Raw genomic sequence first — 25195 nt, 5'->3', positions numbered from 1 at the left:
ATTTGCGTTTTTAAAAAAAATTTATCCATTTTTCTGAAATAAAACAAGTAGAAATTGCTGCGGTGACAGGTGTTAAGCTTCATTCACCACTTGTTTACCTACTCTCAACAATTGCCTACGGCTTATTTTCCTTCGTAATATTCCACAAGCTGAGAAACCACATCCGTAATCAGCATCGTACGAATTTGACGAATAGTGTACCGGACTGCATCTGGCCCAGTTGCCCCATGTGTTTTTACAACAGGTGCCTTCAAGCCAAACAATACCGCGCCGCCATGTTTGGAGTAATCCATTTCAGATTTCATCCCTCTAAGTGCGTTCTTAAGTAGCATCGCGCCCATTTTCCCTTTAATTCCTTCATCTAGAATAGAGGTTTTTAACAACGACATCATATTCAAGGCTGTTCCTTCGATTGATTTCAACACTGCGTTACCGGTGAAACCATCTGTTACAACGACATCCGCCGGACCATTCAACAGGTCACGTGCTTCGACATTTCCGATAAAATTGATCGTTTTATTCTCCGACAGAAGCTCAAAGGTCTTCTTCGTCAGCTCGCTCCCTTTTGTTTCCTCTGTTCCGTTATTCAGCAATCCGACTCTTGGTTTGTTTATTCCACGCACACGATTCGCATAGAAAGAACCTAAAACAGCATACTGGACAAGATGTTCTGGTTTATTATCGGCATTCGCACCTAAATCAAGCATGTCGAACCCACCATTTTTTTGTCCTATAACAGGTAAAGTGGACATCAGACCAGGTCGCTCAACATTTTTGATCCGCCCAACGATGAACAGACCTGCTGCTAATAGCGCGCCGGTATTCCCCGCTGAGAATATCGCATCTGCTTCTCCGGCCTTTACTGCCTGCGCAGCAAGGACCATAGATGCCTCTTTTTTCCGACGAATCGCTTTAACTGGTTCATCATCACTAGTTATTTTTTCATCCGTGTGAATGATCGTGATGTTGGTTTCATCTGTCACGTATTCTCTGATTTCATTTTCTTTTCCATAAAGCAGAAATTCTATATCCGGAAAATCTTTTTTTGCTAGCATGACACCTTCAACAATTGCTTTTGGTGCGTTGTCTCCGCCCATTGCATCAACGGCGATTCTCATAAATGACTCCTCCTAATTCTTCTATATAAATCCTCTTAAGTTTCTTTTTACAAAGATGTCCTTTGTCTCAATAATACAGACAAAAACGCTCCTGTTATTGGTCGTTTGTTCAGCTATTTCTCATCAATCAGTATAGCATATTTTTTATCAGTCAAAGTATTGATGTTTTTCATCTGCTGGCTGAATTTCTTCTGCCAAGCCATGATAATCAGGCAGTAGCCACCACTCTTTTTTCTTCCAAATATCTGATGCTTCCTGTCTGGCTACTTCCAAAACATTGAAATCCGTGATGATATCCCCAACAATAAATTCCGGCAGTCCGGATTGTCGTGCACCAAAAACCTCTCCTGGTCCTCGCAACTCAAGATCCTTTTCACTCAACACAAATCCATTATTCGTTTCTGTCATAATTTTCATTCGCTCGATGCCCATCTCATTTTTCGGATTCGCCATTAAAATACAATAAGAAGCATCTGAACCCCGTCCAACACGACCTCGAAGCTGATGAAGCTGTGCCAAGCCAAAGCGGTCAGCGTCCATTATTAGCATAATCGTCGCATTTGGCACGTTGACGCCAACCTCAATAACGGTTGTAGAAACCAAAAGCTGTAACTGATTGTCTTTGAACTCTTGCATGATTTCATCTTTTTCCTGATTTTTCATTTTTCCATGAAGTAGACCAACTTGATAATCTGGGGCAAAAAAAGCGCTCATGTGCTCAAAAATTTCTGTGGCATTCTTCACGTCTAAGGCTTCAGATTCCTCAATCAAGGGACAAATCACATAGGCTTGGTGCCCTGCTGCCAGTTCCTTTTTCATCCATTCCAACACTGTATCGATTTGAGGAGGACGAATCCACCGAGTTTCTATAGGAATACGTCCTGCCGGCATTTCATCAATGATCGATACGTCCATCTCTCCATACGCAGTAATCGCCAAGGTACGCGGAATAGGAGTCGCTGTCATAAAGAGGACATCCGGCTTTTGACCCTTTTCTCGTAAAATTTTGCGCTGATTTACCCCAAATCGATGCTGCTCATCTGTGATGACCAAACCAAGGTGTTGAAACACCACATCCGGCTGAATCAATGCATGTGTACCAATAATCACATCAATTTCTCCAACCGCCAGCTGTGCCAATATCTCGCGGCGTTCCTTTGCTTTTGTCGATCCTGTCAAGAGCGCGGTACGTACTTCCAGAGGATCAAAGAGCTGTTGCAGACTTTCCATATGCTGCTGTGCTAATATTTCGGTCGGCACCATCAACGCACCTTGAAATCCAGCAGTCATTACTGCATATAAGGCAATCGCAGCTACAACTGTTTTACCGCTCCCAACATCTCCTTGAAGCAAACGCTGCATATGGTGAGGGTTCATCAAGTCTCGACAGATTTCATTCGTGACTTTCTTTTGCGCTTGTGTCAGCTCAAAAGGCAACTTTTTCGTAAATTCTTTCAATCGCTTCACATCATATTGAATTGAAAGACCATTCTTTTCTGCCTTCTCCTGCCTTTTCAGTCCTTGCATTTTCAACTGAAACAGCAAAAATTCTTCAAATACCATCCGTCGTTTTGCCTGATGGCTTTCTTCCGGGTTCTGTGGAAAGTGCATAGCAAACATTGCTTCCCGTCGATCCATCAAACGGTATTTTTGAATCAGCTCTAACGGTAGGCTCTCTTCCACCAGTTGCCCATATTCATCAAATCCAGTCCGTATCAACTGGACTAAACTGCTTTGGCGAACCCGTTTATTCACATGGTAGATTGGTGCAAACTCTTCTCCTTCGTTTTTCGCTGCTAGAATCTTCATGCCATTTAACGATTTTCTTTTTGCATCCCATTTTCCATAAACCGCAATTTCTTCTGAAAGAATAATCTTATCCTTTAGATAGGGCTGATTAAAGAAGGATACATTGATGACTGCATGATCCTGCATAATTCGAAATACCAGTCGGCTTTTCTTATATCCATATCTACTGAGAACTGCTTCTGAAACAACTGTACCTTTGAGCGTGACCTTTTCCTGATCTTGGATTTCTTCGATCACTTTCTCCTGTATATCTTCATAACGAAACGGATAATAAGTCAGCAAGTCCTTCACTGTCTTTATCCCCAATTCGTTAAATGCTTCTGCACGCTTTGGCCCGACGCCGGGAAGTACGTGCAACGGATCTGTCAGTTTCATCAATGCGCCTCCTTTCCTTTTCCTTCGATTCATTTAAAAGAAACCAATGAGCAGATTTGTCTAGCCAACGCTAAAAAATGATCTAGACAAACAGCGCTCCCTTTTTAGTATCTTCTATAGAAAAGAGTCTGTACCAATATCCTTAATAGAATACTGTTCAGACTCTTACTTTTATCGGCTGAGTGAGCTGTAACAGATAAATTTCCCTCTGTTAGCCATCTATCCTGCCAGTTCCACAAAGCGGCGTTTTATACAAAATCTGTCTTGACTGACTAAGTGATTACTCAGCTGAAAACAGGTATGGATAAACCGGCTGATCGCCTTCATGGATTTCTGTTTCTAGGTCTTCATGTTCCTCAGTCAAAGCTGCGGCTAGTTTTTCTGCCTCAGATAACTGACCATCTTCACCAACGATGATTGTCACGATTTCTGTGTCCTCATCTACCATACGGTTTAATGTGTTCAGAGAAGCCTGGAACATATCCGGTTCTGAAATAACGATTTTTCCATCGACCATTCCCAGATAGTCATCTTTTTTGATTTCTACATTATCGATGGTTGTATCACGTACAGCAGTTGTTACCTGTCCACTGACTACGCTCTCCAACATCGTTGTCATGCTTTCTTTATTGTCTTCCAATGATTGTTGATCATTGAACGCCAGCATTGCTGTCATCCCTTGAGAGATCGTCTTCGATGGTACAACGGCAACCGGTAAATCGGCAACTTCTGCTGCTTGATCCGCAGCCATAAAGATATTTTTATTATTTGGAAGAATAATGACTTTATCTGCGTTCACTTCTTTGATTGCTTTTAAAATATCCTCTGTACTTGGATTCATCGTCTGTCCACCGCTGATGATGTAGCTTGCGCCCAGACTTCTAAATAGCTCCTGAACCCCTTTACCGGCAGCAATCGCAATCACTGCAAAAGGAACACGTTCCTTCTTAACTGGTGTCGGTGTTTGTTGGTCATGCTCAAGAATTGTTTCATGCTGTAAGCGCATGTTATCAACTTTGATTTTTACCAGCGACCCAAATTTCTGTCCGTAATTCATTACTTCACCAGGATGTTCTGTATGCACGTGAACCTTGATGATTTCGTCATCATTAACAACAAGTAGGGAATCACCTAAACCATCCAGATAGTTTCTGAATGTTTCATAATCGAATTTACTGTCAACTGTAGGACCGTCACCGATCTGAACCATGATTTCTGTACAATAACCAAAATGGATATCTTCTGTTGCCATTTGCCCTTGCACACTACGATGATGCTCAGCATTTACCATTTCGTCCATTTCAGCCGGAGATGGCTCATAGACTTCTTCCGGATTGTAATTGCCGGATAGTACATCTAAAAATCCTTCATAGATAAATAAAAGACCTTGACCACCACTATCGACAACACCGACTTCTTTCAACACAGGCAATAAATCCGGTGTTTTAGCAAGCGCACGTTTCGCACCTTTAACCACTGCTTCCATTACTTCGACACAGTCATCTGTTTCTTTTGCTTTACGTTCACCGGTACGAGCTGCTTCACGAGAGACCGTCAAAATCGTTCCTTCAACAGGCTTCATGACCGCTTTATATGCAGTCTCCACACCATGAGTGAAAGCCGCCGCAAAATCCTTTGCATTCAATGTTGTCACATCTGGGATTTGTTTTGAAAACCCTCTGAACAGTTGTGACAAGATTACACCAGAATTTCCTCTGGCACCCATCAATAATCCTTTTGATAAGGCGGTCGCAAGCTCTCCGACTTTTTCAGAAGTGGAGTCCGCTACTGCTTTCGCTCCACTGGTCATTGATAAATTCATATTTGTTCCTGTGTCACCATCCGGCACAGGGAAAACGTTTAATGAGTTGACATATTCTGCATTCACATGCAGACGTGACGCACCTGCCTGTACCATTTCCTGGAACTGACTTGCGCTGATTTCTGTTACATTCACCTAAGATATCCTCCTTTAGATCACTGCTAGTCCATTCAGAGATCTACTCTTTTACTAACAGCTAGCTGCTCTAGTCAGGCAGCACACGTACACCCTGCACAAATACATTCACAGAGTTTGCAGTAACGCCCAGCAATGTTTCAAGATTGTACATCACTTTTTCCTGTACATTACGAGAAACTTCAGAAATTTTCGTGCCATAGCTGACGATTGTATACACGTCTACAGCGACACCATTTTCTTCCTGGCGTACAACCACGCCTTTTGAGTAATTCTCTCTACGTAAAATCTCATTCAGATTATCTTTAATTTGATTTTTACTAGCCATTCCGACGATTCCATAAATATCTGTAGCAGCTCCGCCGACTACTGTAGCAATAACTTCATTGGTAATCTCAATGGTACCTGCCGATGTTTTGATTTTTACAGCCATTGATGAAAGCCTCCTTAAAGAGCACAATTGCCCTATTTTCTTCCTTAACATTCTAACATAGCTGAGGATTAATGAAAAGAAAGGAAATCAAAGAAGGCTATATATAAAGAAAATCTTCATAACTAATTGCAGGTCGTCCTATCGTGGTTTACTATTTTTAAATAGGAAAGGGACTGTGACATTGGTCTGTCTCAGCCCCTTGATACCGGATAAACGTTGTTCCCGAAATAGCTACTAGCAGCGAGCTGCGTCGATGTCCGCTCGACACTCATAGACCCTAAACTGCGACGAGCCACAAGCGAGAATGCATCAGTGGTAAACCACTGTGTTTCAAGGCTCTTCGACAATAAGACGAGAATTCGCAAAAATTTATTGGATACCAAGTAGGAATCAATCAACACCGGAATGTTCCATTCCGTGTTTCTTGTCATTTTCGGAATTTTCGCCTTATTGCTTAGAATCACTGTGAGTGCTCTTTCGAGCAGAACAGATGATGAAAAGTACCTACCTGGCGCTTGAAGCTAATCATTTCTGTCACAACCTACCCACTAATCTTAGTATGTTTATTACAAATTCTTCATCGCCCGTACAGAAACCAGACACGTCTCGCCATTGCTCATTTCCACAACACGTTCTTTCTTCTGTATTTTAGCAACATGGTTTTTATTGATCAAGAATGATTTATGGCAACGATAAAAATCTTCATATTGATCTTCAATATCCTTTAAAGCACCATAGAATTCTTCTTCTCCATTTTCCAAATGCATGATGACTTTATGCGAGGACATAGAAGACTCGAAGAAAATAATATCATTGATATCTACTGATCGAATCGCATCCCCATCTTTAAATTTAAAGAAATGCTTTTTCCCGCTCCGATCATTCAGGCTTCGATCATGGGCGATTTGGATGCACTCACATACACGTTTCTGAATATTTTCCTGTGTATCTTTGATGATATAATCCATTGCTTCCACTTTATATGTAAATGTCAGATAAGACAACTCGCCATGTGTTGTCACAAATACGATTTTCCCCAAATCATCGTATTTCCGAATTTCAGCTGCCAAAGTCAACCCAGACATCTCATGCTGCAAATCCACATCAAAAAAGTATAGCCCCACAAATTTTGGCTTACTCTTAACGAACTCTAACACCTCAGTCGGATTACCCGTTGAAAATGCCAACTCCATATCCAAATTTTCGATCATGATAAAATTCTTCACGTACTGTTCCAACATCTGGCGTTGTTTCCAGTCATCTTCACAGATAATAATAGACAGCATTTCTTCTCCTCCTTTTGTAAAAACTCCCTTAATTTTTTCGTGTCTCTATAGTTAAAATTCAATAACCAGCTTCTGCGTAAACAGTTGGTGTTCAATCGTTGTTGCTAATCGGATATTCTCTGCCTCGGTTACGATATCCTGAACATTGCTCAGACCATTTCCACGATTCGTCCCTTTTGTTGAAAACCCTTTAGCCTTCAATTGATGCAGCTTAGGTATATCTTCTCGACAGCTGTTTTGAATGATCAAATGAACAGCCTGTTCATCTTGATAAACTGCAACGGACAGTATTCCTTTGCCTAATTCTTCCAGCTCTTCGATTGCATTATCCAAAAAGATGCCCATCAGGCGAACCAATGACACCGCATCCATATTTACTTTGTTGATCGTCTCCGTTACCTCGATGCGAGCATCTATCCCTTTTTCCTGTGCGGTAATCAGCTTTGATGCCAGAATACTTTTCAGCGCTCTGACTTGAATATTCCCCAACTTTTCCAACTTGTAATTATTTTGCTCGATCACTTTAGAAGAAGTTTTCAACATAGAATGGTAATACTCATCTAACCCATCCATATCACGATCCACAATGAAATTCTCCATAGAAGTCAAAATATTCTTATAATCGTGACGAAACTTACTGATTTCTTTGAACTGACTTTCCATCACATCCATGTATCGCTGATTCGATAGATACTCCAGTTCTTTTTGTTGGGCTTCATATCGATTTTTTGTTGAGCTCGCATACATTAGAAACGCGACGGTCGAAATAAAGAAATAGAAAATAAAAAAGACCAGATTCAAGGTAATGATCTCTACATTGTTGCCTAGATATTTTCCAAGGAAAATACTGCTGTAATAGATCACCATCATGAATATTCCCATGATACTGATGATTGGGTAGAATTCAGATAGGAATGGGACTTTTTTTTCGACAGATGGTTTGATTTTAGTAATTAAAAATGCTGTACCTATAGCTAAGCCAATACTTACTGTCATGTGTAAGAACGTATCCCATAAAATCGTTGATATCCCTTTAGTACCCCAAATATATCCATCAGCTACACCTGCAATATGATCACTTATGACCATAAATATCAACGAATAGGATAACGCACCTGCAATATACAATTTTCTTGTTGGGATAAAGTAAAAGCCGAAGAGCAACAAAAACAAAATCATTAGAACGCTTCCGTATGTTCCTACCCAAAAGAATGTACTTCCTATTATAGTAGAAAAAAATATCAATAAAATACTTTCTATTTTTCTGATATTTCTATCATTTATCAACAATTTCAAAACTATATAGCTAAAAATCGTTTGAAAACCCACAGCAATTGTAGGTATCCACTCCTTTATTTCCAACAAAATCCCAACCTTCCACAAAGATAATTAAATTATACATCTTTGTAAAAACTTACGCAAATTGAATAATACAAAAAGAAACTTTAATATACAATAAGGTTTAATAAATACATATACCTTTATTACTCAATGACTAGCTTCTGTGTAAACAAATGGTGTTCAATCGTTGTTGCTAATCGAATATTCTCTGCTTCGGTCACAATGTCTTGGACATTGCTCAGACCATTTCCACGATTCGTCCCTTTTGTTGAAAATCCTTTCGTCTTCAATTGATGCAGCTTAGGTATATCTTCTCGACAGCTGTTTTGAATGATCAAATGAACGGCCTGTTCATCCTGATAAACTGCAACGGACAATATTCCCTTGCCTAATTCTTCCAGTTCTTCGATTGCATTATCCAAAAAGATGCCCATCAGTCGAACCAATGATACCGCATCCATATTTACTTTGTTAATTGTCTCCGTTACCTCGATACGAGCATCTATCCCTTTTTCCTGTGCGGTAATCAGCTTTGATGCCAGAATACTTTTCAATGCTCTGAATTGAATATTCCCCAACTTTTCCAACTTGTAATTATTTTGTTCGATCACTTTAGAAGAAGTTTTCAACATAGAATGGTAATACTCATCTAACCCATCCATGTCACGATCCACAATGAAATTCTCCATGGAAGTCAAAATATTCTTATAATCATGACGAAACTTACTGATTTCTTTGAACTGACTTTCCATCACATCCATATACCGCTGATTCGATAGATACTCCAGTTCTTTTTGTTGGGCTTCATATCGATTTTTTGTTGAGCTGGCATACATTAGAAATGCGACGATCGAGATGAAGAAATAGAAAATAAAAAAGACCAGATTCAATGTAATGATCTCCACATTGTTGCCTAGGTATTTCCCAAGGAAAATGCTACTGTAATAGATCACCATCATGAATATTCCCATGATACTGATGATTGGGTAGAATTCAGATAGGAATGGGACTTTTTTTTCGATAGATGGTTTGATTTCAGTGATTAAGAATGCTATACCTATAGCTAAGCCAATACTTACTGTCATGTGTAAGACCGCAGATAGAAAGTTTGAACCAACATTGTTATTATGCCATAGATATACGTCTAACATGCTAGATATGTGGTCACAAATGATCATGATAATCATTGAATAGGATATTGCACCCATAATGAAAAATTTATTTGCATCAACAAATATAAAACCTAAAACTAATAAATATAAGATTAACAAGATCATCTCTAAAGTGTTGGAGTATAAAAAAATATTCCCCATAACAATGCCACCTATTACTAAAAGGGCAATTTCTATTTTTTTAAACGACCATTTCCCCATTAACAGTTTGAAAGTTATATAGGCAAACATCATCTGAAAAAATATTACAGCTATTAATATGACATCACTTTCTTCCATAAATTGTCCAACTTTCCACAAAGATAGTTAAATTATACATTTATAGAAAGAGTAAAAGCAAACTGAAAATTTCCCAAATAAAAAAGCAGCCCGTAAGACTGCTGTAATATTATCATTTCAATTCATTTAATAATTCTTTAGGGATCTCTACTTCATCAAGAAATCCCCCACAACACATAACCAAATTTTGTCCTCCCCAAGTAGTAAACAATCCGACTAATAAATTTTTCATTTTCCATTCTCCTCTGTCATTTTTTTTGATAGCACTGGTAATACGGTTACGCTTGATAAAAAGTTACCAACAATGAGTAGATTTTGAATAAGCAGTACAGGGACACACATTGCAAATGCAGTCACAACCATGCAAGAACACATTGCTTGGATCCTTCGTCTCCTTTTTTTCTCTTCACTGCCAACTGGATTTTTACTTGTGACTCCTGGTGCATATTTACTTAAGATCAACACATTGATCAACTGTAAGAATAGTAAAGCTCCTTCCGAAAAGAGCAAGCCTTCAACTAGCATGCTAGTTGAACCGACAAACAATAAAATACTACTGATGATACAACCAAAGCTGCTTCCGGCATGCTCGCCATACGCAAACACCCGAATTGTTAGAAAACTAAGATGTAGAATAAGAGTTTCAACTCCAACGCTCAGAATTAATGCGGATGTATAAATGAATAAGAGCTTGGACAAGTTAACAACGATCGATTCTACGCCCAGTTTACATTTTAAGTAACTTATGCGATCCATCTCGTTCCGTCCTTCTAAAATAAATGCTAAGATTCTGTTGCTAAGATAATTTTCTACATTCCACAGATTCCAAATTGTTTTTTCCACCGTTTATTCCCTCCGTTTCCTTGAATTAACTTTATCAAATAAATCCTAGGTACAAGTATTTCTTGCGTAAATGATTAATTACCATGCACAAGATGATTAAAAATACACTGATTTTTTCCTGAGCGTTCATTATTGATACCTAAACGTAAACACAAACAAACAGGATATCACGAACGATATCCTGTTCCATTTTTCATCTTTTTTTACTTTTTAATACCAGCAGAATAGCTTGAAGCCCCATGCATCTACTACGCAAAATTTGCCGCCTTTTACTTTTTCTTGCTGATCCTTTGTCATTTTTTTCATGTTATTTTCCTTCTTCTTTCGTTTTTAGTTTATTCACTCGTTCTTATGTTCTGCGGCTTAATACCAGCAGAATAATTTAAAACCCCATGCATCTACTACACAAAATTTACCGCCTTTTACTTTTTCCTGTTGATCCTTTGTCATTTTTTCCATGTTATTTTCCCTCTTCTTTCGTTTTTAGTTTGTTCACTCGTTCTTATGTTCTGCAGCTTAATACCAGCAGAATAGTTTAAAACCCCATGCATCTACTACACAAAATTTACCGCCTTTTACTTTTTCCTGTTGATCCTTTGTCATTTTTTCCATGTTATTTTCCCTCTTCTTTCGTTTTTAGTTTGTTCACTCGTTCTTATGTTCTGCAGCTTAATACCAGCAGAATAGTTTGAAGCCCCATGCATCTACTACACAAAATTTACCGCCTTTTACTTTTTCCTGTTGATCCTTTGTCATTTTTTTCATGTTGTTTTCCCTCTTCTTTCGTTTTTAGTTTGTTTACTCGTTCTTATGTTCTGCGGCTTAATACCAGCAGAATAATTTAAAGCCCCATGCATCCACTACGCAAAATTTGCCGCCTTTTACTTTTTCTTGTTGATCCTTCGTCATTTTTTTCATGTTATTTTCCTCCATCTTTTGTTTTTCATTTTATTGTTATCTGCTTAAGTGTAGTAGCAAAATAGTTTGATTCCAAAAACGTTAAATGCACAAATTCTTATCCCCGCTTTGACTTCCGCATTCATTTCTTGACTTAATTTTTTCATTTTGTTTTCCTCACTTTCTATTTTTTGTTTTTTTATCATCAATTATGATGGTCTTCACTTAATAATTGATACAGAATAATCTGTACCCGTTGATGTCCAGTAGACAAAACAGTTTTCCTGCTTTGATCTCCGTCCCTTTTTTCATGCTCAACTTAAACATAGTATGCTCTCCCCTCTCTTATATTTCTGCTCTATTAATCAGCTTTTTTCGTATACATGATAGTTCTTCGTTTTTAAAACTGCCTACTTAACAGTAAAGCAAAGTAATTTATGACCAAAAATATCGAATACGCAGAACATTTTTCCTGCTTTGATTTCCGTGCCTTTTTTTATACTCAATTTAAACATGATATTTCCTCCTAATTTTTATTGATTTCGTTTGTTTTTATTTGATTGAATCATTGCTGCTCGTCAACAAAACCCATTACATCCAACAGGCATTGCCTATGAATAACACTATTGTTGTTACTTTTCCTTCTTGAATTTCTTCTAGCCGTTTCTTATTCATTTTATGTTCCTCACAGTAGGTTCAATTTTTGATCTCTTCTATCTCCAAGAGCGGCAGAAAACTTGATATAACCACCATGAGCTAGCCGGTGCAAGATATTTTCCCGCTTGAATTTCTTTGCTTTGTTTCGTACTCAATTTCTTCATCTTATCCATTCATCCCTTCATTTTTTCCATTTTCTACATTCTCATTGATCCATGTCTCCACCATGTCCGCCGAAATCCCGTTTTCAGGCGTCCACTCAACTTTACTGATCAATTTTCCTCCCTCAAACTTGGCAAGGGTCGGTGTATAAATCAAGTCATAGGTTTCTTTAAACTTTTCCCAAGCTGGTTCATCCGTTCTAAGCTTGGCTACATTCAAATAAAGTAGCTTGTCCTCAAGATCATACTCGTTGATCAAATCGATCAGATCCGGCTCAAAATCATTACAATCTCCACATGTTGGTCGTCCAACATAAAGGTAAAATGACTCTTCTTGTACAAGTTTTTGTTTGAAGGTAGGAACTGTTATCGCATCAATCGTGTCATATATTTCCGGATAGTTGCCCTTTGATTCGATCAATTCTACTTCTTTCGCCTCAACCTCATTACTTAATGAGTACGCATAATTTGCTGTTACTAAGTTAACTGTAAAAAACCCCGTTAATACAGCTGCAATCATCAATTTTTTCTTCATTTTTTTCTCCTTATCTAGAAATCTGCTCTACCAAGCAAAATTTCTTCCGTTTCTTCTAATTTACGACTTCCTTCTAATCGTTTCAGTTCACCATCTTTAATCATCAAAATGGTTGGTGTTACCGTTACATTGTTTTCCTTTAGAAAACCACTATTTTTAGAATTATCTGTGTCCATGTAATAAACTGTTGCATTCGTTTTTCCAATTGCTTCTTCCATTATCGGTTTGTATTCCTGGCACGATGAGCAGGAGCGGTTACCTACGACAACAAAAACCGTTTCATTCTCTGCTTTCATTTCCTCTAATTTTTTTGCTTCTATTTTGTTTTCTGTATAGTCACTTTTTTGATTAAATCCCATAAATACTATTCCTACGCCTATCAAAGCTAAGGGAACAATGATTTTAATAAGCTTTTTCATAGCGCTCCTCCTTTTTATATACCTCAATGATTTCATCTGAACAATCCAAGACATCTTTTTCATGGCTGATCAAAATAACGATTTTATTTTGTTCTTTCGCCAATGCAATAATCTTTGTCATCAATGCTGCTTTAGAGTCACTATCCAAGTTACCGGTAGGTTCATCAAAAATATAGATGCTCTTTTCTTCATACAAAGCTCTCATTAAAAGTATTTTTTGTTTTTGTCCCTGAGACAAATTTGCAGCATCCATCTGAACTAAATGATTATTTGAAAGCTTCAAACCAAAAATATCTTCATATTGGTTTTTCTCCCATTCCTGCAGCTCTTCGTTGAACACCTTATACCGAATATTTCGTCCGACTGTGTTGCTGTAAAGATTAAACTCCGGAGAGTACATTCCGATGTATTCGTTGATATTTGTTTCCTTCAATGAAGGCAAATGATAGGTGTTATTGATGATAAATTCGCCATCATCTGGCCGCAATACACCTGACAATAATTTGATCAGTGTTGATTTCCCCGAACCATTTTCTCCTCTAATTCCATAAATATTTCCTGCATCCATTTTTATCGTAAAATTCTTAAATATTTCTTTTCCCTGGCTATAGCTGAAATCCAAATGATCGGCTGCTATCACTTCAATTGTTTCCATACCCAATACTTCTTTGTCCGCAATCTCTACATTGCTGCAGTAATCATTGGAGCTTTGAATAAAGTCGATAGCTACTGTACTTTTTTGATACATCAACCAACTTTGTACAACTGGTGATAAGCTATTCAATATAATTGAGATGATAAAGATCCCCGTCGTTGTATCGATCAGAATATCCTGTTCCCCATACAGTGTCATAATGCTTAGAATGACAAAGGCACTTAGACTCATCAAGGTAACCAACGATTGATAGACAGATACGACATTCAATTCGGTCACACTATTGTTCAACCGAGCGGACAGGAAACTCTTCATCTTATCCTTGACGAACGTACCGGATTGTCTTGTTTTTGAAAAAACATTGATATCTAGTGAAGACTTGATATTATTTTCAATTGCTGATGAAAACACGGATGATTTTCCGATGATGTCCATCTCATTGTTGCGAATTGTCTGTATATTTTTCCGTAAATACAAGGTGTATACTCCGCTCCAAAACAGTAAGGCCAATGCCAGCCAGCTAGAGATATTTGCCAGAATAATAGTTAAAACAACGACGTAACTGATATTAATCTTAAAATAAAATTTTTGAAACAGACCAGAAACCGAATTGACTAAATTCCAGAAATACCCCGTTACATTTTCTAAATTTTTTCCTGAATCCAAGTCACTGATTTTTTGATTATAGTAGCTCATCAAGATTTTCTCTTGAATCTCATTTTCCAGTTTTACCTTCTGCTTTCCTTCTCGTACATTCACGATAAAGAAGAAGAAGATCAGCCAGCCGACAACAAAAATCGGTTTCAAAATATCAATTGTTGTTGATGTCGCCGTGATCCCTTGCATCAATGCCTGAATAAACATTGTCGTAGCAAAAGGCAATACATATTTCAGAAAAAGTAGGAAAACCATACTTGCTTTTGTTTTAAAAGATAGACTGCTCATTACTTCTTTATAAAGAATTTGAGCAACGCCCACATCTGCTTCTCTTTTCCACCTAAAATTAACTCTAGATTTTTTACTACTTTGCTGGGGCGCAGTCTGTATTTCTTCAATACACAAGGCATAGCCCAAGAATATCGCTCGCAGCTCTTCTTTTTCATAGACTCTTAAATTAGGCTCTGCCGGATTCGAAACGGTATAATGCTCTCCCTCTATTGCATGCACCACAACATAATGCGCATACCCCTCATTTTCAACTACTAATACCATCGGCAGCTGCTCAACTTTTTCTAATTCTTCAAAATCTCTGACCTCATAGGCACTTGAAACAACACCATATTTAAGTAGGATTTCATTCAATTCACCTAATGACAACCCCTGATCTTTCTTAAGATTGTAGTGCTTATATAGTTCACTAACATTTTTTATCTTAATTTCCAGTTGAGATAAAATGACTCTCAGTGAAGCTATACCGCAATCTGTACTTGATTTCTGCATATAATGCGCATACATAGCTTCTGCTCCTCCCTATTTTTCAACTGTGATATCTCCCATCGTATCGATTCGTACTTGATCTTTACTCGTTTTCTTCGTTTCAGGAACTGCTTTCACTTCTCCTTGCTCATTCGTTTCTAAATGGTACTCACCGTCAAAACTTCCTTGAATCGTTGCTTGTACATCTCCTACAACGCTATTGACTTCCAACACTTCATAAGAAGCATCTTTTCCTAATTCCACGGTCAGCTTTAATTGCTCTTTTCCATTGGCTGTTGTCATAAGACGAAATTGATTCAGTTCTGCCAATGTGATTTCAAGACTGTCATCTTTTGCCACCGTATTTTTTAGGTATGCTTCATTGTCTTCAGATACTTTTCCAGAAAGCACTACCCGCGTATGCTCACTTCCTGTCTCTAAAACGGTGACATCTATACTCTGTTCCGCACCGATCAAAGCAATTTTCTCTATTTTTGTATCATCTAATTCCCAGGATAGATCGATTTGATTTTCTGTTTTCATCCCTGCAAACCCTGTGTATCCAAAGAATCCTCCTGTTGCCAATACTGCTGCTAAAATTATTAACTTTTTCTTCATACTATATCTCTCCCTAATTTCTTATTTTTATTTGAATTCTCTATTACTAAATAAACTAAAGCTGATAAACAATGCAACCGCACCATATAGGACACTACTGATCATGATCGTCTGAAACTGACTGGCCGAAACAGCCGACAAATCAGTAACCATGCGTAAGTTGGAAAAGAACAGCGTATCTAAAATAAAATCTAGTTTTCCAAGATACGTCGACACAATATTTGAGAAAATCGTATCTCCAACGAAAGCAATCGAAATGAACGCTGCTACTGAAATATAAGACGCCTTAAGTGCATTAAATAGTAGAATCCCTAAACAGCTTGCTGTTAGATACAATGGTAGCTGTGCCACTAATGGTTTTAGCGCTACGACTAGTGAAAATCCACCTTTCAGTATCCAAGCAGTACCAATTAAACTTCCAGCAAATGTCATTACAAAAAGAATTGTTAGTAAAAACGTCAATACTGTTTTGCTGAAAAAGAATGTGCTGCGCTTCATACCGGCAATCAACGAGTTGTTGACCACGCGATAACTAAACTCATGTCCCCACGCAATCATGAATATATTTGTTAAAAAAACAGGGATCAATAACGCGCCATTTGACAACCCAGATTGCACCATAAGTTGCGGTGCGTTATCTGCGGAAGCGAGAAAACCGAAAACAACCCCCAAAACGATAAGCCCAGCTATTGAATAAAACCCCAATGAACTTTTAATGATTCTGTAAAAATCTGCTTTTAATGTATTAATCATTGCCATTTCCTCCGCCTATTAGATTTAAATAGTATTCCTCTAAATTCTCTTCCTTATAGCCTAAAGAAGTTAAATAGATGCCATTTTCAAATAACAATTTTCCGATTCCAGCCATTGCTTCTTTTTCATCTTTGATGAAGATCACTCCATCTTTTTCTTCGATCTGGTACTCATAGCTTTTCAAAATTTGAATAGCCAACGGATTACTTGAAGTATTCAAAGAGATAGATTTTCCGCATTCTTCTACCAATTCCTCACGTGTCAGCTCTTTCACCAGTTTTCCTTCATTGATGATTCCGTATCTTGTCGCTACGAGTGATAGCTCGGATAATATATGACTGGAAATCAAAATCGTCGTTCCAAACTCTTTATTTAAACGATGAATAATTTCTCTGATCTCAACAATCCCTTGTGGATCCAAACCATTAACAGGCTCATCTAGAATTAGAAACTCCGGATTGTCCAATATCGCGAGTCCAATTCCTAATCGTTGTTTCATTCCTAATGAATAATCCTTAAATACTTTTTTCTTATCCACATTTGCCAAGCCGACGAATTCAAGAACTTCATCGATTCGTTTCTCAGTTTTTATGTTTCGTTGAATAGCATAGTATTTCAAATTGTCTCTTGCAGACATATAAGGGTAACAAACCGGGCCTTCGATCACTGCCCCCATCTTCATTTTTCCTTCTGCATTAAAATCCAAATCCCCAGAACTCTTTTCAATCAGCTGTGTTAACAAACGAATAAACGTTGTTTTCCCCGCACCATTTTTTCCTATGAAGCCATAAATATCACCTTTATTGATTGTCATAGATACTTCATTTACAGCATGCTGCTCTTTGTAAGTTTTAAATAAATTATTTGTTTTAATTAGATAATTGCTTTTATTAACTAGTTGCATTTTTAGTCTCCTCCTTCAAAATCATCTTATTGTCTTAGGCTTTTTTGATCTGCCTTACACTACTTATTATATTCAGAATAAAATGCCATAACCCTTTTCGACCTAAAACAGAGGAAAGTGGGCATTAGCGTCATTATTAATAGCTTTTTATACGTTAATGATTCCCTAACCGTTTATCATAATAGCTCTTTTCATTGACGTATACGTAAGCGTGTGGCGTTTTGACAATTCCGCTAACTATTCTATTAAAGTAAGGGATAGAATCATTGTCTCTTGTGCAAATACATTCCTTCTCACTTTTATATCGATACACTGTTGCCTCCTTAATCAAAGCTGTCTAATGATCGAATGGAATATATCGTGATGCTCAAAATAGAAGCTGTCCCATCTTTTTGGGGAAATAGATGCCATTAGAAAAAGAGAATGTAGAAGGAAACAGCATCCTTTTCTAATTGAAATTGGTTAAACATACAAAAAAATCCGACTGCTGGAAATCCAGTAGTCAGATTTTTTCTGTAATAGTTAAATTGGTTTTAATGACCTGTTCCACCTCCCATGGTGGAGGAACAGCCAAAAGAGGAATATCGATTGTTTCTTTCTTGTACTCAATCATTTCTTCATCCAATATAGAGGATATTTTTGCTAAAAAATTATCCTTCTGTATGGGAGAGTTTTTTAGCAAAATGATATAATGAGCATTTCTAGCTAATTGATTGCCACATGCTATGTTTCCAAGAAATATTTTTTTTTCAGAGGCTTGCTTCACATAAGAAACTTCTTCAAAAATAATAATGAGTCGGAAATCCAACTTCTCTGAAGTTTCAGCCATACTTGGCTGTTCCTCTAAACAATTGAAAAGTCTAAGCAGAGGTAATTTCTCGCCATTTGCCTCTTGAATCATTTCCAATGTTTCATACGGAATCATTGGAAGTTTAGTCTGTTCTTTTTTAATAAGTGTCAATAAATCTTCTCTATTTTCTATTACTTCCTTGAACACCTCTTTCTCCATATTCATTCTTATCATTATCATCACCTTCTTTTTCAGTCATGATCACCAAAGCAATCAAATAAATAGGTTACTTATATTCTAGCTAATTCTTTCAACATCTAACGATATTCTCTTAAACTATCTATTTCCTTTCTTTTTCTCTCATATAAACGTTCAGGAATTCCTGAACGTAAAAAAAGAGGCGATTTTTTATAATGATCAAAATTTTCTTGCAAAGTCCCGTCAAATATGATAAATTAGTCTGGTATGAGCTGAATATTAACGCTCCAAGATCAAAGCAAAGGAGGAAATTCACAATGGCAAAAGTATGTTATTTCACTGGTCGTAAAACAAGCAGCGGAAACAATCGTTCTCACGCTTTGAACGCGACAAAACGTACTGTTAAACCAAATCTACAAAAAGTTCGTGTTTTAATAGATGGCAAACCTAAAAAAGTTTGGGTGTCAACTCGTGCTTTGAAATCTGGTAAGATTGAGCGTGTTTAATAGACAATAATTCAAAACCTGCTTCCTTTTTAAGGAAACAGGTTTTTTTATTTAATTGAATACTATATTGAGACCTACTCATTATTTCTTCTACAGTATTTCTTGCTCACTCTCTTTATCAGAAGAGCGCTCTGATACAAATAACCCCACCGTCGTCAAGACTGTTCCCAGAGCAATGATCGGTGTAAAAGCTTCACCCAGAAACAATGCCGATGTCACAACAGTGATTGCTGGTACAGCATAGATATAGACACTCGCTTGAACCGCTCCCAGCTTACTGACGCTATAATTCCAAGTCACAAAGCAGATTGCAGAAGCCACAACCCCAAGAAACAGTAAATTCAACAGACTCATTCCTGATATTTTACTAAAATTGACCATCGGTGTTCCCGTCACTAATAAAACCGGCAGCATGAAAAGCAATCCATAGAAAAACGTACGGCGTGTTCCCAACAGAACATTATGCCCAAAACTGCTGATTTTTTTTGTTACCAATGAGTAACCTGCCCAAATTGCAGCCGCCAGCACGCTTAACAGATCCCCGACTGGATGAATTTCCAGCACCGATAAACTACTAAGACTGATTAAGATGATTCCTGAAAGAGAAACAAGAAAACCAATATAAAACCAGCGATTCACTTGCTTACCGGGAGTAACTACTTTAGCCAAAAGAACGGTAAAAAAAGGGGCGACTGACACAATGATTCCAACATTTGAAGCATGGGTAAGTGTCAAAGCCAAATTCTCTAAAAAATAGTACAAGACAATACCTAATAATCCGGCTAAAGCAAAGAAGCCTTCTTCTTTTTTATCCTTGACCTTCAGCAGCTTGGGCGAAACAAGCCATAATAAAAGATACCCTAGTAAAAATCGCAAAAATAGAATTTGAAAAGGGGTAAAGTCATTCAGTAGAATTTTTGTAGAGATAAAGGTCATCCCCCAAATCCCCACAGTAAATAACGCGGCAAGATGCCCATATAATTTATGGTTCTCGATTTTTTTCATCTAATGTCTCCCATCTAAAAATATCCATATATTTCTTTGGTGTTATGCCAATCAACTGCTTGAAATATCTTGAAAAATGGCTTTGATCAGCAAAGCCGCAACAGCCGGCAGCTTCTAATGGAGATAGCCCCTGCTCCAGAAATTTCCTACCTGCACCAATTCGAATTGTGGTCAAATATTGATGGGGTGTTACCCCTTTTTCCTTAGTAAATTGGCGAATCAATGTGAATGGGTTAATCCCAGTATGCTGGCTCAGCGCTTCAAGTGTCACCTGCTCTGTATAATGTTCTTCTATAAATGCGCACGCTAATCCAACACCTCCGGACAACTGTTGTTCTGTGCGCTGAGGTTGCGCATATTTTTCCAAGATATCCTTTAAAAATAGAAAGAGAGTCTCTTCTTTTTCCAATCTGTTTTCAATTAAATTGATTTGCTTATGTATGCTTTTTAGCTCAATAAGCCCCTCATAGCCCACTACTACATTTTGCTTGAAAACAGGTAAAAATGCCTCCCCTGTCAGTAGCATGGTCAGCTCTTTCATTCGCTCAGGCATAATATGAATGCTTCGATAGTCCAAGGCTTCAGCACCAATCTGCTCACAAAAATGATTATCATAGGGATTTAAGAGCAGCAGATCGCCCGCATCGATAGTGTACTCTTTTTGCTTACAGGAAAGATAGCGACGCCCCCTTTCAATAAACCCCAAAACATAGAATTCATGAAAGTGATTCGGAAATTTCTGCTTTATCCCTTCAAACTGATACGCTTCAATCGATAGATCTGTATCAAATACGACCGTTCTTTTCTCCAATCCGCTCCCCTCCTTTTCCTATCATTATACCGAAAATGGCCGATATGTATTGAACAAAATTGACAATTCAGACGATTCTGAATAATAGAACAAAAAAAGTCGATCGCTTCCTCAAGGGATTAAGGTTCTACAATATATTGTGTTGGTGGAAATTCCTAAAGGAAAACTCACCAGCATTTTTTTGAGTGTTCAAACACAAAAAAGGAACAACAAACTGATAAAATGAAATCGACAAAAACCACAAATCATCAGAAAGGTTGTTCCTCTATGGATAAGAATACCAGATTATTGCTTGGACTAACAGATAAACATCTCTCCTTTGGAGAGGATTGGCTTGAATACAGTCATTCAAAAGGTGTTAAGGCTCAGGTCATCAAAGCAACACTTACGTATATACCTACACATTGTAGAAACTGTGGCATTAAAAATCAAGGACAGATTATCAAAAACGGTTACCATCGGACATATACTCAATTACCTGTTTTTAATGGTCGCTTGACATTATTGGAGCTGAAACGTTCACGCTTTCGTTGTCATGAGTGTCACGCTACTTTTCACGCTCAAACAGAGTTAGTTGAAGAGCATCATCATTTATCGAAGCAGCTCTGCCTCCAAATCATGCTTGATTTAAAGAAAAATGTTTCTAGGAAAGAGATTGCCCAAAAACATTTCGTTTCAGACGTGACGGTTCTTCGCTTAATGGAAGAGCTAGCTACTTCTTATTCTCCAAACTGGCGATTTCTTCCAAAAATTTTATGTATTGATGAATTCAAATCAATGAAATCTTGTGAAGGAGCAATGAGTTTTATTTGTGTTAATGGAGAAACCAACAAGATTCTTGAAGTCCTTGAAGACCGACGGTTAACACACTTAACCCGACACTTTATGCGTTACACAAAAGAAGCTCGAGAAAACGTAAAGTACCTGGTCATGGACATGAATGCGAGCTATGATCAATTACTCAAGTCTGTGTTTCCAAATGCCCAACTCGTCACTGACCGATTCCACATTGTCCAACAGATGAATCGAGCGTTAAATCAACTGCGGATAAAGACAATGAATGCCTTTCGGCATTCCTCACCGCAAGAACAGAAGCAATATCGTCGACTCAAACGGTATTGGAAGTTACTCTTAAAAGATTCCTCTGAACTTGATAGTCAACATCGTCCCTATCATTCACTGTTCAAACGTCCATTAACTCAAACAGATATTGTCGATGAATTACTCAGCTATGATTCAACCTTGCGCATTGCTTACGATACTGTTCAATTTCTCAAATATGCCTTTACTCATCGAGACGCCAAGCGTTTCTTTGAAGAACTTGATACACTAGATCCCCGACTGCCTTTCTGGTTCAAAAAGAAATTGAGATTCTTCAAGAAGCACAGACAAGGAATTACCAATGCTTTCAGTTTTTCTTTTTCTAATGGCATTACAGAAGGGTTGAACAACAAGATTAAGGTAATCAAACGAGTGGCTTATGGCTACCGCAATTTCTATCATTTTCGTTCACGTATTTACATTGTTCAAGGTCTTGTTTTTTCTCAAGATTAAAAGGAGGCTCACAACCAATATCTCTGCAGCTATAAAGGTAAATCGGGAATTAGTAGCTGTTATCCAAGTACATGTACAGCTACTTTGACTCGATTTAGGAATGGAATTGGCGCTTTTTGCCAAGTCGCTTCCGGCCAGCTGCCCAGATAATTGGCAGAAGTCCTCCTATTTCTAAAAAAGAACTTGAAACAAAACCAGAATGTCTCTGATTTTTATTCCAAGTTCTACGATTTTATTCAGTTTTTTGTCCTATCAACACAAATTGACATAGAACCAGGATTAATCGACTTTTACTTGTTTAGTTTATCATCAGTCTTTACTTTGAATCACAGCAATCACGCCGGAATCAAAAGAGAACATAGCAGTTTCTCCAACAAACTCATTACTAGCATACGAGGTTGGTACAGGTACTTGTTGTCTGTCCAATAAATACTTGCTGTCTTTTAGTGTAAGATTTTCCACAGGTGTCAGGCAGCAGTAAGCCAAATATTTTTTATCGGCTTCTCTTTTGACTGTGTACTCACCCGGTAAATAGTAGCTGATGGTGTTCTGTTCATCCTTCAAAACAATCTGTCTGATAAAAGGTTGAAACCGCGCCTCCATAGGTAACCATAGATTCGCTAAAAAGTGATCCAGACGCCCACCTGTTGCACCGACGATTGTAATAGAAGCTTTTGGAAAAAGCTTTAGTGTTTCTTCAAGTGCCAGCTGTGTATCTGTATCATCTTTTTCAGCCTGAGACGTTTGGCTTCTCTTCGCTTTCTTTTCCACCAGCAGACGCTCTTCCTGTGATAGAGAATCAAAATCGCCAACCGCCAAATCTAATGACTGACCTTCCTTCAAAAGAAGCAGTCCCCCTCGATCCACACCTACAAAAAAAGCATAATCCGAAAAATCGATCTGAGGCCAATCCTTCTTGGAGCCACCGGCGACTAATAGAATATTCACTTGTCCAACACAGCTCTCAGTGCATCGATCCGCTCTTTCGGATCTTCTGCATTGTAAATATAAGAACCTGCCACAAACACATCGGCTCCGGCTTCTTTACATTTTTCAGCTGTTTCAGGAACAATACCACCATCTACTTCGATTTCATAGCTATAGCCATGTTCTGCTCTCAAAGCCTTCAATTGTGCAATCTTGCTTAACTGACTATCAATAAAGCTTTGGCCGCCGAAGCCTGGATTCACGGTCATGATCAATACTAAATCTGCCAGATCCAGTACCTCTTCAATCGCTGAAAGCGGCGTTCCCGGATTGATGACCACACCTGCTTTTACACCAGCCGCTTTAATCATCTGCATGGCACGATGAATATGCGGTGTTGCTTCCTGATGCACTGTGATGATGTCTGCTCCCGCTTTCGCAAATGCTTCGATGAAGTTCTCCGGCTGTTGAATCATTAAATGAACATCCAACGGCAGCTTCGTCACTGGACGAATCGCTGAAACAATATTAGGGCCTAAGGTAATATTTGGAACAAACTGTCCATCCATCACATCCACATGGATATAGTCTGCACCCAATTTTTCTACCAATTGGATATCTCTGGCTAAATTAGCAAAATCTGCACTTAAAATCGATGGCGCAATTTTCATATATTCTTCCTCCTTATAGTTCGAAAAAGCAAGCGAAGCTGCCTCTCGTTTTCATACTAATAAACTCCGTTATTTCTTTTTCTTATATACAGGGCGACGGTCTTCGATTTCCGCTAAAAATTGGAGGTAATTATTATACCGCACCTGAGCAATCTCACCAGATTCTACACGTTTCTTGACTTCACAGCCAGGTTCTTTGCTGTGCATACATTCTCTGAACTTACATAAATGGGCCGCTTCTACAAATTCTGGAAACTGCTTTGGTAGATCGACTGCCTCCATTTCCAAAAACTCAATAGAACTGAAGCCTGGTGTATCGGCCACCAGTCCCTCATAAAGCGGGATCAACTCAACATGGCGCGTCGTATGTTTCCCACGCCCAAGCGCCTCCGAGATTTCTCCTGTTGCTAATTGGAGCTCTGGTGATATCCTATTCAACAATGTCGATTTCCCAGCTCCTGATTGCCCCATAAATACTGTCAATTGTTCTGGTAAGTATTGTTCCAATTCACGAATAGAGCGCTTATCATCTGCTGTTTGATCACCAATAATCACTGAATAAGAAGGCTGATAAACTGCCTTGATTTCGTCCAACAGCTTGAGCTGATCCTTTTCTAAAAGATCCGCTTTCGTCAAATAAATCACTGGACGAATTTGTTTATGCTCTAAGGTTACCAGAAAACGATCCAGTAAATTATACGAAAATGCCGGTTCCACTACACTCATCACAATTACACCAAGATCAACATTTGCTACGGCTGGGCGAACCAGCTCATTTTTTCTAGGAAGTATTTCTAACAGATAACCATCCGTCAGGTTATCGCTTTCAAAAATCACCTCATCACCAACTAGCGGTGTGATCTTGCGATTCCGAAAATTCCCTCGAGCTCTCGTCTGAAAGGTTTCCCCTTCTGCATATACATAGTAAAATCCGCTCAATGCTTTTCTAATTTGACCGTTCAATCTATCACTCCTAACCACACTGAATATACAAGAAAATAGCGTAAAATGCAAGGTTCCCACTAGATCACAACCTTCAGATTATCGCTAAATTTATTCCTCTGCAAATAAAAAAGAGGTCTGCCTCACGAAATGAGGCAGACAA

The 25195-nt window shown here is 38.2% G+C and carries 25 protein-coding genes; 2 read left to right on the top strand and 23 right to left on the bottom strand.

Annotated elements, in window-relative coordinates:
• Positions 1-122: 122 nt before the first annotated feature.
• From plsX to A5888_RS13565, 18 genes are all read right to left on the bottom strand, one after another.
• Positions 123-1118 (bottom strand): phosphate acyltransferase PlsX, encoded by a 996-nt coding sequence (gene plsX / locus A5888_RS13650; protein WP_086348582.1) that lies wholly within the window; start codon positions 1116-1118, stop codon positions 123-125.
• Positions 1119-1265: 147 nt separating this feature from the next.
• A complete protein-coding gene (recG, locus tag A5888_RS13645) occupies positions 1266-3305 on the bottom strand; it encodes an ATP-dependent DNA helicase RecG (protein ID WP_170924737.1) in 2040 nt (679 codons plus the stop codon).
• 277 nt (positions 3306-3582) lie between these two features.
• On the bottom strand, positions 3583-5259 hold the full coding sequence (locus A5888_RS13640; protein WP_086348580.1) for a DAK2 domain-containing protein: 1677 nt from the start codon (positions 5257-5259) through the stop codon (positions 3583-3585).
• Positions 5260-5329: 70 nt separating this feature from the next.
• On the bottom strand, positions 5330-5692 hold the full coding sequence (locus tag A5888_RS13635) for an Asp23/Gls24 family envelope stress response protein (RefSeq protein ID WP_086348579.1): 363 nt from the start codon (positions 5690-5692) through the stop codon (positions 5330-5332).
• A 191-nt stretch (positions 5693-5883) separates the two neighbouring features.
• The gene (locus tag A5888_RS13630; RefSeq protein ID WP_170924736.1) at positions 5884-6123 is read right to left on the bottom strand and encodes a hypothetical protein; all 240 of its coding nucleotides are present in this window, start codon (positions 6121-6123) and stop codon (positions 5884-5886) included.
• 135 nt (positions 6124-6258) lie between these two features.
• Positions 6259-6978: a LytR/AlgR family response regulator transcription factor gene (locus A5888_RS13625; protein ID WP_086348578.1), complete on the bottom strand. Its 720-nt coding sequence runs from the start codon at positions 6976-6978 to the stop codon at positions 6259-6261.
• Positions 6979-7029: 51 nt separating this feature from the next.
• The gene (locus A5888_RS13620) at positions 7030-8157 is read right to left on the bottom strand and encodes a sensor histidine kinase (protein ID WP_139843832.1); all 1128 of its coding nucleotides are present in this window, start codon (positions 8155-8157) and stop codon (positions 7030-7032) included.
• A 305-nt stretch (positions 8158-8462) separates the two neighbouring features.
• Positions 8463-9632 carry a GHKL domain-containing protein gene (locus A5888_RS13615; RefSeq protein WP_139843830.1) on the bottom strand — a complete coding sequence of 390 codons (1170 nt, stop codon included), beginning with the start codon at positions 9630-9632 and terminating at the stop codon, positions 8463-8465.
• 250 nt (positions 9633-9882) lie between these two features.
• Positions 9883-10002, bottom strand: a complete 120-nt coding sequence (locus A5888_RS13610; RefSeq protein ID WP_139843831.1) for an AgrD family cyclic lactone autoinducer peptide — start codon at positions 10000-10002, stop codon at positions 9883-9885.
• A complete protein-coding gene (locus A5888_RS13605) occupies positions 9999-10613 on the bottom strand; it encodes an accessory gene regulator AgrB (protein WP_086348577.1) in 615 nt (204 codons plus the stop codon). The genes A5888_RS13610 and A5888_RS13605 overlap by 4 nt, the downstream gene beginning before the upstream one ends.
• A gap of 1719 nt (positions 10614-12332) precedes the next feature.
• Positions 12333-12863, bottom strand: coding sequence for a thioredoxin family protein (locus A5888_RS13600; RefSeq protein WP_086348576.1), 531 nt, complete (start codon positions 12861-12863; stop codon positions 12333-12335).
• A gap of 14 nt (positions 12864-12877) precedes the next feature.
• Positions 12878-13282 (bottom strand): thioredoxin family protein, encoded by a 405-nt coding sequence (locus A5888_RS13595; protein ID WP_170924734.1) that lies wholly within the window; start codon positions 13280-13282, stop codon positions 12878-12880.
• Entirely contained in the window at positions 13266-15392 is a 2127-nt protein-coding gene (locus tag A5888_RS13590) for an ATP-binding cassette domain-containing protein (RefSeq protein ID WP_086348574.1), read from the bottom strand. Before A5888_RS13590 ends, A5888_RS13595 begins: the two co-directional genes overlap by 17 nt.
• 15 nt (positions 15393-15407) lie before the next feature.
• Positions 15408-15971, bottom strand: a complete 564-nt coding sequence (locus tag A5888_RS13585) for a hypothetical protein (RefSeq protein ID WP_086348573.1) — start codon at positions 15969-15971, stop codon at positions 15408-15410.
• Positions 15972-15998: 27 nt separating this feature from the next.
• Positions 15999-16724, bottom strand: coding sequence for a hypothetical protein (locus A5888_RS13580; RefSeq protein ID WP_086348572.1), 726 nt, complete (start codon positions 16722-16724; stop codon positions 15999-16001).
• Complete coding sequence (locus A5888_RS13575) at positions 16717-17628, bottom strand: ATP-binding cassette domain-containing protein (protein WP_086348571.1); 912 nt, start codon at positions 17626-17628, stop codon at positions 16717-16719. The genes A5888_RS13580 and A5888_RS13575 overlap by 8 nt, the downstream gene beginning before the upstream one ends.
• A 154-nt stretch (positions 17629-17782) precedes the next feature.
• Positions 17783-17941, bottom strand: coding sequence for a hypothetical protein (locus A5888_RS13570; RefSeq protein ID WP_170924733.1), 159 nt, complete (start codon positions 17939-17941; stop codon positions 17783-17785).
• A 189-nt stretch (positions 17942-18130) separates the two neighbouring features.
• Entirely contained in the window at positions 18131-18652 is a 522-nt protein-coding gene (locus A5888_RS13565) for a hypothetical protein (protein ID WP_086348570.1), read from the bottom strand.
• A 281-nt stretch (positions 18653-18933) separates the two neighbouring features.
• Between A5888_RS13565 and rpmB the strand changes: the two genes are divergently transcribed.
• The gene (rpmB, locus tag A5888_RS13560; RefSeq protein ID WP_069639165.1) at positions 18934-19122 is read left to right on the top strand and encodes a 50S ribosomal protein L28; all 189 of its coding nucleotides are present in this window, start codon (positions 18934-18936) and stop codon (positions 19120-19122) included.
• 90 nt (positions 19123-19212) lie between these two features.
• Here the strand turns inward: rpmB and A5888_RS13555 are convergent, their stop codons facing one another.
• Complete coding sequence (locus tag A5888_RS13555; RefSeq protein WP_170924732.1) at positions 19213-20127, bottom strand: DMT family transporter; 915 nt, start codon at positions 20125-20127, stop codon at positions 19213-19215.
• Complete coding sequence (locus A5888_RS13550; RefSeq protein ID WP_086348569.1) at positions 20105-20938, bottom strand: AraC family transcriptional regulator; 834 nt, start codon at positions 20936-20938, stop codon at positions 20105-20107. Before A5888_RS13550 ends, A5888_RS13555 begins: the two co-directional genes overlap by 23 nt.
• Positions 20939-21205: 267 nt before the next feature.
• Between A5888_RS13550 and A5888_RS13545 the strand changes: the two genes are divergently transcribed.
• Positions 21206-22492, top strand: a complete 1287-nt coding sequence (locus A5888_RS13545) for an ISL3 family transposase (protein ID WP_086348568.1) — start codon at positions 21206-21208, stop codon at positions 22490-22492.
• A gap of 309 nt (positions 22493-22801) precedes the next feature.
• Here the strand turns inward: A5888_RS13545 and A5888_RS13540 are convergent, their stop codons facing one another.
• The 3 genes from A5888_RS13540 to rsgA form a co-directional block, all read right to left on the bottom strand.
• A complete protein-coding gene (locus A5888_RS13540; RefSeq protein WP_086348567.1) occupies positions 22802-23440 on the bottom strand; it encodes a thiamine diphosphokinase in 639 nt (212 codons plus the stop codon).
• Positions 23437-24090: a ribulose-phosphate 3-epimerase gene (gene rpe / locus A5888_RS13535; RefSeq protein WP_086348566.1), complete on the bottom strand. Its 654-nt coding sequence runs from the start codon at positions 24088-24090 to the stop codon at positions 23437-23439. The genes A5888_RS13540 and rpe overlap by 4 nt, the downstream gene beginning before the upstream one ends.
• A 69-nt stretch (positions 24091-24159) precedes the next feature.
• Positions 24160-25053 (bottom strand): ribosome small subunit-dependent GTPase A, encoded by an 894-nt coding sequence (gene rsgA, locus A5888_RS13530; protein ID WP_086348565.1) that lies wholly within the window; start codon positions 25051-25053, stop codon positions 24160-24162.
• Positions 25054-25195 lie beyond the last annotated feature (142 nt).

This window comes from Enterococcus sp. 9E7_DIV0242 (genome assembly GCF_002140975.2).
Taxonomy (GTDB): domain Bacteria; phylum Bacillota; class Bacilli; order Lactobacillales; family Enterococcaceae; genus Enterococcus_L; species Enterococcus_L clewellii.
The sequence above is the reverse complement of the archived record's forward strand: the minus strand, read 5'-3'. Positions and strand labels throughout refer to the sequence as shown.